The organism is Clostridioides sp. ES-S-0049-02 (assembly GCF_020658465.1).
Taxonomy (GTDB): Bacteria; Bacillota; Clostridia; order Peptostreptococcales; family Peptostreptococcaceae; genus Clostridioides.
Genome location: NZ_JACVWG010000003.1, coordinates 391,047 through 403,292, shown reverse-complemented (window position 1 = coordinate 403,292; position 12,246 = coordinate 391,047). Strand labels below are relative to the sequence as shown.

At 29.8% G+C, this 12,246-nt stretch carries 14 protein-coding genes; 2 read left to right on the top strand and 12 right to left on the bottom strand.

The genetic code is table 11. The features are described 5' to 3' along the window. Positions 1-37 precede the first annotated feature (37 nt). Positions 38-757 carry a hypothetical protein gene (locus IC213_RS10650; RefSeq protein ID WP_227482309.1) on the top strand — a complete coding sequence of 240 codons (720 nt, stop codon included), beginning with the start codon at positions 38-40 and terminating at the stop codon, positions 755-757. A gap of 244 nt (positions 758-1,001) precedes the next feature. Next, positions 1,002-1,604, top strand: a complete 603-nt coding sequence (locus tag IC213_RS10645) for a TetR/AcrR family transcriptional regulator (protein ID WP_227482308.1) — start codon at positions 1,002-1,004, stop codon at positions 1,602-1,604. A gap of 342 nt (positions 1,605-1,946) precedes the next feature. Here the strand turns inward: IC213_RS10645 and IC213_RS10640 are convergent, their stop codons facing one another. The 12 genes from IC213_RS10640 to IC213_RS10585 form a co-directional block, all read right to left on the bottom strand. After that, entirely contained in the window at positions 1,947-2,468 is a 522-nt protein-coding gene (locus IC213_RS10640; protein ID WP_227432815.1) for a GNAT family N-acetyltransferase, read from the bottom strand. 142 nt (positions 2,469-2,610) lie between these two features. Then, positions 2,611-3,192, bottom strand: a complete 582-nt coding sequence (locus IC213_RS10635) for a flavodoxin family protein (protein WP_227432814.1) — start codon at positions 3,190-3,192, stop codon at positions 2,611-2,613. Between the two features lie 62 nt (positions 3,193-3,254). Next, a complete protein-coding gene (locus IC213_RS10630) occupies positions 3,255-4,352 on the bottom strand; it encodes a Nif3-like dinuclear metal center hexameric protein (protein ID WP_227863064.1) in 1,098 nt (365 codons plus the stop codon). Between the two features lie 13 nt (positions 4,353-4,365). Beyond that, positions 4,366-5,055, bottom strand: a complete 690-nt coding sequence (locus IC213_RS10625; RefSeq protein WP_227831165.1) for a class I SAM-dependent methyltransferase — start codon at positions 5,053-5,055, stop codon at positions 4,366-4,368. Between the two features lie 148 nt (positions 5,056-5,203). Continuing rightward, the gene (gene rpoD, locus IC213_RS10620; RefSeq protein WP_227432810.1) at positions 5,204-6,370 is read right to left on the bottom strand and encodes an RNA polymerase sigma factor RpoD; all 1,167 of its coding nucleotides are present in this window, start codon (positions 6,368-6,370) and stop codon (positions 5,204-5,206) included. A gap of 17 nt (positions 6,371-6,387) precedes the next feature. Then, a complete protein-coding gene (dnaG, locus tag IC213_RS10615; RefSeq protein ID WP_413927301.1) occupies positions 6,388-8,211 on the bottom strand; it encodes a DNA primase in 1,824 nt (607 codons plus the stop codon). Between the two features lie 227 nt (positions 8,212-8,438). Further along, complete coding sequence (aroF, locus tag IC213_RS10610) at positions 8,439-9,224, bottom strand: 3-deoxy-7-phosphoheptulonate synthase (RefSeq protein ID WP_227482304.1); 786 nt, start codon at positions 9,222-9,224, stop codon at positions 8,439-8,441. After that, entirely contained in the window at positions 9,205-9,711 is a 507-nt protein-coding gene (gene folK, locus IC213_RS10605) for a 2-amino-4-hydroxy-6-hydroxymethyldihydropteridine diphosphokinase (protein WP_227432806.1), read from the bottom strand. Before folK ends, aroF begins: the two co-directional genes overlap by 20 nt. After that, positions 9,704-10,069 (bottom strand): dihydroneopterin aldolase, encoded by a 366-nt coding sequence (folB, locus tag IC213_RS10600; protein ID WP_227432804.1) that lies wholly within the window; start codon positions 10,067-10,069, stop codon positions 9,704-9,706. The genes folK and folB overlap by 8 nt, the downstream gene beginning before the upstream one ends. A gap of 10 nt (positions 10,070-10,079) precedes the next feature. Further along, complete coding sequence (gene folP / locus IC213_RS10595; RefSeq protein WP_227432802.1) at positions 10,080-10,871, bottom strand: dihydropteroate synthase; 792 nt, start codon at positions 10,869-10,871, stop codon at positions 10,080-10,082. Positions 10,872-10,937: 66 nt separating this feature from the next. After that, a complete protein-coding gene (folE, locus tag IC213_RS10590; protein WP_003429416.1) occupies positions 10,938-11,510 on the bottom strand; it encodes a GTP cyclohydrolase I FolE in 573 nt (190 codons plus the stop codon). Between the two features lie 25 nt (positions 11,511-11,535). Next, positions 11,536-12,237 (bottom strand): hypothetical protein, encoded by a 702-nt coding sequence (locus IC213_RS10585; RefSeq protein ID WP_227432800.1) that lies wholly within the window; start codon positions 12,235-12,237, stop codon positions 11,536-11,538. Positions 12,238-12,246 lie beyond the last annotated feature (9 nt).

The window sequence follows — 12,246 nt, the reverse complement described above, 5'->3', positions numbered from 1 at the left end:
AAGTAAGTAATTATTAAAAGAGAGGTTGAAAATAATTATGAAATTCAAGAAAAAACCAAAGTTTTTACTACTCATTACATTTTTAATAATAACTATATTATCAACAGGAGCAACAGCTTTAGAAATCCATACATCATCACAAATACATGGCGATAGCGATATCAGCAATAGAGGAACTTTCAATACCTCTGCTAATTCCAAGGTAGGTGCAGACTCACAAAAAAGCAGTGATAGCTTACCTCACAATGCACAAAACCTTAATGTTTCTTTAGACATCTACAATGGAGGAGTAGAAATACTACCAACCTCATCCAACAAAATAATAGCAAATTACAACAACCAATACTACAATATTAAAATGATAGAACAAAACGGAAAATGGGTTGTATCTATATCAGGAAAAACAGCTAAAATGGGCAATTCTAGCTATGTTCAACTCCATATTCCAAATATAAAATGCAATATGGATGTAAATGTGCTTGATGGTAGCTTTAGTTATGATTTACCCGAAAATTGTATTGATGCAATAAATGTTACTTCCAAAGATTCAAGTATCGAATTTACTTCAAAAAATCAATACAAAAATAGCACTATTTCTCTATCCGCAACAGATAAAGAATTTCTTAAATATGGTCTAATTAATTATCCAGACTATTTTACTAAGATGAATAAAGGATTTGAATATAAGAATGGTACGAGAAAAAATCAAATTGACATTTCGCTAACAGGATTTACTAATGTTGATTTTAGAGATTAAAACATAAAAAATTGAGGGCTTTAGCCTTCTTTTTCTTTGCCTTCCTGTATTCATCTTTATATTTTATTGTTTATTTTTCCTTTTGGATATGAGTACATATATCATAGCACTAGGTAAAATTGAACATATTACTCATCCACAAATAATAATTATAAGAACATTATTCTTTTTATTATTGACGTTATTTATACATTGTGATATTCTTTAAGCAAAACACCATTCTGTTTAAGGGAGGATTAAATAAATGGCACGAAAACCTATTTTAGAAGGTGGTAAAAGAGAAGAAATACTTAAATGTGCTTTACAGTTGTTTCTAAAAAACGGTTATGAAAGCACCTCTATTCGCATGATATTAAATGAGGTTGGTGGAGAAGTTGGAATGTTCTATCATTACTTTTCTTCCAAACAAGAATTATTTGATGAAGCCTTAAGACTCTTCATGAAAATTCAAGGAGAGCGAACTTCTAAACTGATGAGTCAGAAATCCGATAAGATTTCCCCACGAATGAGATTGGAACAACTTATAGAATGCTATGACAGCGGAATGGATGAATTTTCGAAATTATCTGATGGAGCTATTCATTGGTCAGTTTTATCATCTATTCACAGCTTAACCTTAGAAGCAATTCTGCCCTCTTTTAGAACAATGATTATTGAAATACTCAGATTAGCAGATAAAAAAGACTTAAGTGAGTCTAAATGGCTTGCGCCATTTGTACTAAAAGGTATCAGTGGATTATTACATGATAAATCATTTGCTGAATTAAGCAAAGAAAAACAGATGCTTTTAATTATAAATTTACTATGCAGAACTTTACAAGTTCCATATAGCTTGTTTGAAGAATAAGAGAATATCGACAATGAACATCTATGTATTAAAATTGAACAATGACATCAAAAGTATATCTGAGAGAAAATGGCATTAAAAACTGATATAAGATTTGGCATTCGTTATTATGAGTAAGCAAAGAAAACTGAGTTAAAAATATAGAAAACACCAACAACTCACAAAAATGTAGTGTTTATACGAGTTTTGGTGTTTTCCTTATTCTTGACTTGCATGAAAATATGATTGGCAAGAATGGGCTGATATATACCACTCTTTTATGCTTGCCATTTTTAAAAACAGCAAAAATGATGTTTCGTAAAATATCTCAATAAGGCACATATAAATTATACCTACTCTGAATCATAACCCCATTACTGTTCTTCTTAAATACTGATTGAAATTACCATACTCAACTTTTGTCAATGTTTCTGGATAAGACATCAAAATTAACTGATGTCCATTGCATTCTTCATGGTATGGTGGGTGAATATGTTCAAAATCATTTACCTTATATCCAACCCTCTCATAAAAACCTTGTCGCTTGATGGAAATTTTATTAATGGGAGGGTCGATTTCTAGAATAACAGTTTTGCCTCGCTGGTTTAACAGCTCCAAAGCTCTTTTTCCATACTTTTTATTGCGCATTTCAGGATTGATACAGAAATGTTCCACATAAATAAAATTCTCTGTTTCCCAGCATAAAATGATACCAACCATGTCGTTTTCATCATAAATTAAGTTAAATTGATATTCTTCATGACCCATAATTTCTGCTTGTAAAGATGGGTTTCTCTGTTCATGAAAAGGAAAACTTACATTGTATAACTTTATTGCCTCTAAATACAATTTATCTTCATATGTTCTTAGCCTCTCAAAGCGCATTTTGCTATCCTCCTATTATATAAAACAACCTTCGCACCACATCTTTTTAGTCTAATGAAACTCTAATTAGCTCTTATTTAGATTATAATATCTGTCCAAGTATAAAATGAATTGTAAGGTTAAACCATTGCTGAAAATATATCTATTTTTTATATATACTAAGACTGTTTAGATAATCTCTTATACCAAACTTAACATCATCACTTGGTCTTATATCAGAGTTATCTCCTGCTATATGAAGTATTCCATATGCTGGATGACCTCCTCTTACTGTACATGGAACTGATAAAAGCGTCATCCCCATATGTTGAGCAAATATATTCATTGATTGTAAAGCTAGTTCTCCTCCTCCATGTTGTGAACCTGCAGTAGCAAAACAACCAAATATTTTTCCACTTAAAGGTGCTCCTACCCATACATCAGAAAAACTGTCCATAAACATCTTCATTTGACCAGATACATTTCCATAATATGTTGGTGAACCCATAAATATTGCATCATAATCTAGTAATTCTTTTCCAGATTTAATTACATTTATACTTTCAAATTCATCTTTATGTTCCTTTGAATTTATCAAATAGTACTGAGGAAGTGTTTTTGCAACCTCATCACTTACTTTAAATATATCTACCTCTATATTCATTTCTTCAAGTACCTTTTTATACTCCCTTGCTAATAAATATGTACTTCCACAAACGCTATGAAAAATCACTGCTACTTTCATTTTTATCCCCCTAATCAAAATCAAATTTATTTTTTATATAGTGCTTTTATTATCAAGTACCATTAAATGATACTAAATGGATTTAAATATACATTACTTTTTATTGTTTCAATCTCTTCAAATTCATCCAAAAATCTCTTCATAACATGTTTAAATATATCTTCTGTATCAAAATGTCCACAATCTACTATACATATTCCCATATCAAGTGCATCTTGTGCCTCATGATATTTTACATCACCAGTTATTAGAACATCTGCGCCTTGTCTCTTAGCCTTTTTCACAAACTCAGAACCAGCTCCTGTTACAACAGCAATTTTTGTTATCTCGGTATTAAGACTTCCAACTACCCTTATATGCTTCATATTTAATTTTTCTTTTATTTTATTAGAAAGATTTTCTAATGTTGTACTTTCATCAAGTTTACTTATTCTACCTAATCCAAATGTTTTTCCTTTGTTTTCTAGCTTGTACAAATCATAAGCAACTTCTTCATAAGGATGTGCATCTATCATAGAACTTATCACTCCACCTAAATGCTTCTGTGGTACTACAGTTTCAACTTTAACCTCATTTACACTTTCTATATCATTTATACTTCCAAGAAACGGATTTGAGCCTTCTAATGGCTTAAATTGACCTTCTCCTTCTATAGAAAACGTACAGTTACTATAATTTCCTATATGGCCTGCTCCTGAATTACTTAGTGCCTTTCTCAACACTTCTGAATAATTACATGGAGCATATACTGCAAGTTTGTATAAAGTCTCATTTTCAGTGACATCTAAAACTTTTGAGTTATTAAATCCCATAATCTCCATGAAATAATCATTTAGACCATCAAATGCTATGTCAAAATTGGTATGCATAGAATAAAGGGCTATATCATTTTTAATGAGTTTTTGTATAAGTCTACCTTTTAAGTCGGCGCTATTAATCTTATTAATTTTTCCAAATATAAAAGGATGATGTGTAACAATTAAATCAACATTTTGAGATATAGCTTCATTGATTACATTTTCATTGGCTTCTAAGGATACCAGAATCTTCTTTACATCCATATCAAAATCTCCAACTATAAGACCTACATTATCCCAATCTTCAGCTAAGCTTAGAGGATACTTTTTTTCAATTTTTCTAGTAAGACTCTTCAGTAACATATTTACCTCCTATTTATTTTATTAAATTTTCAAGTTTTCTTATTGCTATTTTACTTTCTTCTCTCTTCCTATCTATTTCTTCTCCATGTTTACCTTCTAGTTGATTAACTATAGCACTATATGTTTTTATTTTTTTTTCTACAAAGTCATAAAAAAGAGAATCTTTATTTTCTAAAAGTTTTATTCCAACTTCAAACTGTATCTCATCTTCTATTATAGTATTTTTACCTGTATATTTGGCAACTATTATTTCATATATCCTAAAATCTTCTCTCACTAAAGCCTCTGTTAAAATTTCATATCCATTATTCAGAAGATAGCGTCTAAGCTCTTCTTGTGCCTGCATAGGCTGTAATATCAATTTTTCTATACTATGTGCTACTTCTTTTTTAGCTTCTAGAAGCTCACTTATCAATATACCTCCCATACCAGCAATTATTACTTCTTCAACTTCACCTATTTCTAGTACCTCTATACCAGAACCCAATCGTAAATCGACTTTCTCTAAAAGATTGTTCTGTATGACCTCTTTTCGTGCATTGTCAAGAGGTCCTTTATTAACATCTGCCAACACTGCAAATGGAACTCTTTCCTCCTTTAGCAAATAAACTGGTATGTATCCATGGTCCGTTCCTATATCAGCTATCTTTTTACCATCTGACACCAATGATGCTATTTTTAATAATCTATCTGTTAGTTTCAAAGATATATCTCCTTTCAATCTTTTTATTTGTTCTTGATTTTAAACTAAAACCAAGATAAAAAATAATATAAAATCTCTACCACAAAATAGCCATGAGATATCACTTATCCCATGGCCTTTATTGCAAAAACATTAATGATGTATCTTTTTAATCTAAATAATCTCTAAGTTTTTTTGATCTACTTGGATGTCTTAATTTTCTTAGTGCTTTTGCTTCTATTTGTCTTATTCTTTCTCTAGTTACATCAAACTCTTTTCCAACTTCTTCAAGAGTTCTAGCTCTTCCATCCTCAAGACCAAATCTAAGCTTTAATACCTTTTGCTCTCTATCATTTAATGAGCCAAGTACATCTTCTATTTGTTCTTTAAGTAAAGAATATGCTGCTGCCTCAGCTGGAGCTGGTGCATCATCATCTGGAATAAAATCTCCTAAATGACTGTCCTCTTCTTCGCCTATTGGAGTTTCTAAAGACACTGGGTCTTGAGCTATTTTCATTATCTCTCTTACTTTATCTTCTGTCATTTCCATTTCTTTTGCAATTTCTTCTGGTTTTGGGTCTCTTCCAAGTTCTTGAAGTAGTTGTCTTGATACTCTTATTAATTTATTTATAGTCTCTACCATATGCACTGGTATTCTTATAGTTCTCGCTTGGTCTGCTATAGCACGTGTTATAGCTTGTCTTATCCACCATGTTGCATAAGTACTAAACTTATAGCCCTTTGTATAGTCAAATTTTTCAACAGCTTTTATAAGACCTAAATTTCCTTCTTGTATTAAGTCTAAGAAAAGCATACCTCTACCTACATATCTTTTTGCTATACTTACAACTAGTCTTAAGTTCGCTTCAACTAATCTTTGCTTTGCTATCTCATCACCTTCATGCATTCTTCTAGCAAATTCTACCTCTTCATGTGGCTTAAGTAGAGGAATTTTTCCTATTTCTTTTAAGTACATTCTAACAGGGTCGTCTATACTTATCCCTTTTGGTAAAGATAAATCCACAGTTTCTATTTCTATTGCAGAAGAGTCCTCATGTGAAATTACTTCTGCATCTTCATCTATGTGGCTCATATTTAAATCGTCATCAGTAGCCGAAAAGTCTATATCAGCTTTATAGTTCTTTGTTTCTGTTATTTCTATTCCCAAATTACCTAAAGTTTCATAAAGATTTTCTACCTGATCCTTATCAAGTTCAGTTTCAGAAAAAGCTTCCATTATTTCTGCAAGCGTCAATGAACCTTGCTTTTTTCCTTTTTCTATTAGTGTCTTAGCGGTAACTTTTTTTAACTCTTTTTTATTCGACTTATTTTCCACACTCAAACCTCCTTTCTCTACAAGCTTTTTAAAATTTTATTTATCTCAACTATTTTTAAAGCAATTTCCATAACTTTACCATCTACCTCTTTCATATCATTATTATTTTCTAATTCCTGTTGTTCTTTCAACAAGTTATTAATTTGTTCTTCTAATGAGTTCTTTCTGATATTTGTTATTATTCCTTCTATTTCTTTTGTGTTCTCTAAGTTTATACTATTCAAAGAAATTGAATTTAATTCTTTTAAGTATTCTTCGGATATGTTTAAACTTTTCAATTTGTCAATAGTTATTTTGTCCAATTCTTGATTTTTAATCATGTAAATTAAAATTTCTTTACTTTCATTCAATAAAAAATCACTTTCTTCTACTTTAAGTAGAGCTATTTCTCTAATTTTTTTGTCTTCTAACATTATTTTTATTAGAGTTTCTTCAACTAATTGTTTTCCATCTTGTCTAACTTCGACTTTTTCAATTACTTTTTCTTCTATCTTTTTCTGGTTTTTATTATATGGCTTATTGTAGTTTTTACCATACACTTCCCTTTTTATAGACTCGACATTAATATCTATTTGATTACTTAAATATTTTGTATAAAAATCAATTTCTACAGGACTTGTCAATTGTTTTATAATCTTAGAAGCTTCTTTTGCAAACTTCACTCGTTCTTCATCTTTTTGAATATTGAATTCTTTTTTAAGATGATCTATTTTATATTTTATGTAGTGAGTAGAAACATCCATTGCCTTTTTATAATCACTAAGTCCGTACTTTCTTACAAATTCATCTGGGTCTTTAGAGTCTTTCAAATCCAAAACTTTTACAGTAATACCTAATTTAATAAGTATATCTATAGCTCTTAAAGTCGCTTTTATTCCAGCTTCATCAGAGTCATAAGATATAATAGCAGTATCCGCATATCTTTTTATTAAAATACCTTGTTGTTCAGTCAAGGCTGTTCCAAGGGTTGCTACTACATTTCTTATACCATACTGATAAAGTGAAATTAAATCCATATATCCTTCAACTAAGACTATAGTTTTATTATCTAAATTTTTTCTAGCAAAATTTAGTCCATATAAGTTTTGTTTTTTATTAAAAATTAATGTGTCTGGAGAATTTAAGTATTTTGGTAAAGAATCATCTAGTACTCTTCCTCCAAATCCAATTATATTTCCTCTATAATCAAATATAGGAAACATAACTCTATTTCTAAATTTATCATAGCAATTAGTTCCATCTCTATTTCTTGCAATTAGACCGCACTCCAATAAATCTTGTTTTGTATACCCTTTATTAATAAGAGCATTCATAAGAGAATTCCATGAATCCAAAGAAAATCCTAGACCAAATTTTTTAATTATTTTATCATCTAATCCTCTAATCCTTAAATATTCATACCCAAGATTTTTACTTCCCAATAAGTTTGAAAGATAAAATCTAGCAGCTTCTGTATGAATATCTTGAAACTTTTTAGATTTCTCTATTTTCATTCTAGTTTCTTCATTCATGTTGGTATTAATTTCTATACCACATTTATTTGCTAAAATTTTTACAGCATCCATAAAATCTAAATTTTCCATTTTCATGACAAAATTTATCACATCTCCACCTTCACCACAACCAAAACACTTATAAATTTGTTTTGATGTATTTATATAAAAAGATGGAGTTTTTTCTCCATGAAATGGACATAATCCTTTATAATTAGCTCCAGATTGTTTTATATTCATATATTCAGATATTATACTTGCTATATCACATCTAGCTTTTATTTCTTCGATAACGTCTTTTATATCATTCATATTATCACCTTCTGGTGTAATTTTTTGTGTTAACATTTCTATTCTACACTATATTCTAAATTTGTCAATCACTCAATATACAGAATTCGACTTTTTTTATTGATATCCTTCTTATTAATCAAAAAATTTTTATTTTTTATGTTAATTACATCAATATTAGATTTTTATTTATGTCAAATAATCTAACTATTAAATTATATATCTATTATCTTATAAATTTACATCAAAACTATCACGAATAAAAAAGAGGCTCTTGCCTCTTTTTAATAAACACTAATTGATTTCATCAAATCTTCAAATTCATCAAAGCAGAGAGATTGAATCCCATCTGATAGAGCATTTTCTGGGTCTGGATGAACTTCTACCATTATTCCATCTGCTCCACATGCAAGTGATGCCATTGACATAGGTTTTACTAAATATCTAACTCCAGTAGCATGACTTGGGTCTACTACAACAGGAAGTCCCGTTTCTTTTTGAATAATCGGTACAGCCGCTAAGTCTAATGTATTTCTAGTATAATCATTGTATGTTCTTATACCTCTCTCACACATTATAATGTTACTATTTCCTTCTATTGCTATATATTCTGCTGCACCTATCCATTCAGTAATTGTTGATGCGATTCCTCTTTTTAACATAACAGGCTTATTTTGTTTTCCGATTTCACTTAAAAGAGTAAAGTTTTGCATATTTCTTGAGCCAATTTGAATTATATCACTGATACTATATAATTCATCCATATCTCTTATATCCATAAGTTCTGTAATAACAGCTATCCCAACCTCTTCTTTAACTGCTTTTAATATTTCAAGACCTTCTTTTTTTAATCCCTGAAATGAGTTTGGTGATGTTCTTGGCTTATATGCTCCTCCTCTTAAAATATTTGCACCATGACTTTTTACAAATTTAGCAGTCTTTAAAAGTTGCTCATAACTTTCTATTGCACATGGCCCAGCTATTACAAGTTTATCTTCTTTTACAGTTATTTCTTTATCATTTGTATTTATCACTATCTTTGAATTATCATTAAATAGGTTTTTTCTCATAACCTACAAGCTCCTTTACTTCTTCTATTTCTTTAGCAGATAGGAGATTTAAATATTCTTTTATTGATTTTTTATTTATTAAAAGTTCCTCATTCAAATCCATAAGTGGTATCAAAACAAAAGCTCTATCTTGAATCCTTGGATGTGGTATTAGTAATCTTTCATCAGTTGAAACTACATCATTAAAAAATAGTATATCTACATCAATAGTTCTTGGACCCCAATGTACTATTCTCTCTCTATGCAATTCTTCTTCTATTTTTTGACAATATTCTAACAACTCATAAGGTTCAAACTCTGTTTCTATCTCTACACACATATTTAGAAAATCTGCTTGTTCTGTATATCCCCATGGCTTTGTTTCATATAATTTTGATTCTTTTACTTCATATATAGAATCACTATCTCTCAAAAGTTCGCATGCTTTTGATAAATTATCAAATCTATTGCCCATATTCGTCCCTATTCCCAAATAAGCCTTATTCATCTCTTGTTCTCCTTATCTCAACACCAAAGTAGTCATAAATTCCATTTACAGGAGCTTCTGGCTTTCTAACTCTAACCATAACTCCATTTACAAGGTTAAATTTATTTAAGACTTCTTCAGCAATGTTCTCTGCCAAAGCCTCCAAAAGATTAAATTGTTTATTTTCTGTAATATCCTTAACAACACTATAAACTTCAGCATAGTTTACAGATTTATTTATATCATCACTAAGTCCTGCTTCTCTTGAATCAACATAAAGTTCCATGTCGACAAAAAATTTCTGACCTAGAAAATTTTCTTCTTTAAGCACACCATGATATCCATAGAATCCTAGATTACTAAGTAATATTTTATCCATTATACTACACCTACTTTCTATATATTGCATCAGTCATTTTAGCTGCCATTAAATTTTCATAAACATCATGCACCCTAACTATATCTACACCATCTCTTATTCCAAGTACAGTAGTAGCTATTGTTCCTTCCAATCTCTTTTTAGGTTCAACTGGAAGTACTTTCCCTATTACTGATTTTCGAGATGTTCCAAGTAAAATAGGATAGTCTAATTCTTTCAATTCATTTAATCTTCTTAATACTTCTATATTTTGCTCAAATGTCTTCCCAAACCCTATCCCTGGATCAAGAACTATTTTTTCTTTTTTTACACCACAGTCTATTGCCATTTTTATGCTCTCTTTAAAGAAGTCCTTTATTGACTCCATTATATCTTTGTCATAGTTTGTCCCATCTTGATTATGCATTATACATACTTCTGCATCATATTTTCCTACTACAGAAGCCATATTCTTATCTCTTCTAAGCCCCCAAACATCATTTACCATAGTGACACCTAATTTTAGAGCTTCTTCTGCAACATCTGCCTTGTAAGTATCTATTGATATTGGTATATCTAATTCTTTTTTAAGTTTTTTTATCACAGGGATTACTCTTCTTAGTTCTTCCTCTGAATCTACATATCTATGACCTGGACGTGTAGATTCACCACCTAAGTCAATTATATCAGCACCTTGTTCAACCATTTCTTTTGCATGTTTTATTGCTATGTCTAAATTACTAAAGTCTCCTCCATCAGAAAAACTATCTGGAGTTACATTTAATATACCCATTATATAAGTTCTTTTACCATAATCAAACACAGTTAATGACACTCCCTTAAATTAAAATTTATATCTTATCAAACGATTTTTATCTACAATAATTTACTACTTCATAGTAATTAAACTCATAGCCTCAGCTCTTGATGCAATATCTTTTTCAAATATACCTCTAACTGCTGATGTAACAGTTTTTGAACCAGGCTTTTTTACACCTCTCATTGTCATACACATATGTTCAGCTTCCACTACTACTAAAACACCATATGGCTGTAGCTCTTCCATTATTATGTCTGCTGCATTTTTAGTAATTCTTTCTTGTAATTGAGGTCTTTTTGCTAATGTGTCTATTACTCTAGCAAGCTTAGAAAGCCCTGTAAGTCTTCCACCTTTTGGTAAATAAGCAATATGTGCCTTTCCAAAAAAAGGAACCAAATGATGCTCACAGCATGAATAAAATGGAATATCTTTTACTAGTACTAGTTCTTCATGCTTTTCATCTGCAAAAAGAACTTTTAAGTGGTCTCTTGGTTCTTCACTAAGACCAGAGAATATCTCTTCATACATTCTAGCAACTCTATTTGGAGTCTCTATTAGACCTTCTCTATCTGGGTCTTCACCAATTGCTTCTAATATTTCTCTTACTGCATGTTGTATTTTTTCTTTATCTACTTTATTCATTTAAACTCCCCCCATTGACTCGTGACTAGAAGATTAATTTTATAATCTTTTTTGTCTCAATTTCTTTAAAAATATAATTATAAACATCTAAAAGTTTTTGATAGTCATAACTTTCACTTACCTTTGATACTAGGTTAAAAAGTTCCTTATTTTCTTTTTTCAAAACTTTTAGCAATTTTTTATCTTTTGGTACCCATTTATCATTTATATTAAAGTACCCAATTATTATATCTTTTAAATATAAATTCGTCAAAAAATGATATTCAAAAACATCAAATTTTTCTTTATTTTTCAACTTTGATATTTTTGTTTCAATATCTTGTTTTAAAAAAGACTTTTCTTCTAAAGACAATTTGCTAGGACCTTTTAAGTAAATATCTCTGCTCATATCTTTTATAGTATTGGATATATTCTCCATATCAAATAGTACTTTAGCATCCTTCATCTCTTTCACAAAGAAGTACTCTCTATCTGACAATAATTTTTTTACACCATCTTTTGAAAAATAATTTATATCAAATTCTATTCCCTTTTGTTCAAACAGTACTCGCTCTTGTTTTTCCCCTTCTTTTACAAAAACGAATACATCAATATCATTAACTTCTACATTATAAAAACTAAAATCTACATCTTTACTAGAACCCACTAGAAATACTGCTAATGTATTTGGATTGTCTATTATTTTTTTAATATTTTCACTATATACTTTATAAGTATGACTTGCCATCTCTTATCT

What these genes read in the sequence shown, in the direction of transcription:
- dnaG (WP_413927301.1), bottom strand. Translation starts at nt 8,211, where the DNA reads ATGTTAACACAAAAAATTACACCAGAAGGTGATAATATGAATGATATA.
- folE (WP_003429416.1), bottom strand. Translation starts at nt 11,510, where the DNA reads ATGAATAAAGTAGATAAAGAAAAAATACAACATGCAGTAAGAGAAATA.
- folB (WP_227432804.1), bottom strand. Translation starts at nt 10,069, where the DNA reads ATGGATAAAATATTACTTAGTAATCTAGGATTCTATGGATATCATGGT.
- IC213_RS10585 (WP_227432800.1), bottom strand. Translation starts at nt 12,237, where the DNA reads ATGGCAAGTCATACTTATAAAGTATATAGTGAAAATATTAAAAAAATA.
- folK (WP_227432806.1), bottom strand. Translation starts at nt 9,711, where the DNA reads ATGAATAAGGCTTATTTGGGAATAGGGACGAATATGGGCAATAGATTT.
- IC213_RS10650 (WP_227482309.1), top strand. Translation starts at nt 38, where the DNA reads ATGAAATTCAAGAAAAAACCAAAGTTTTTACTACTCATTACATTTTTA.
- IC213_RS10645 (WP_227482308.1), top strand. Translation starts at nt 1,002, where the DNA reads ATGGCACGAAAACCTATTTTAGAAGGTGGTAAAAGAGAAGAAATACTT.
- aroF (WP_227482304.1), bottom strand. Translation starts at nt 9,224, where the DNA reads ATGAGAAAAAACCTATTTAATGATAATTCAAAGATAGTGATAAATACA.
- IC213_RS10630 (WP_227863064.1), bottom strand. Translation starts at nt 4,352, where the DNA reads ATGTTACTGAAGAGTCTTACTAGAAAAATTGAAAAAAAGTATCCTCTA.
- IC213_RS10635 (WP_227432814.1), bottom strand. Translation starts at nt 3,192, where the DNA reads ATGAAAGTAGCAGTGATTTTTCATAGCGTTTGTGGAAGTACATATTTA.
- IC213_RS10640 (WP_227432815.1), bottom strand. Translation starts at nt 2,468, where the DNA reads ATGCGCTTTGAGAGGCTAAGAACATATGAAGATAAATTGTATTTAGAG.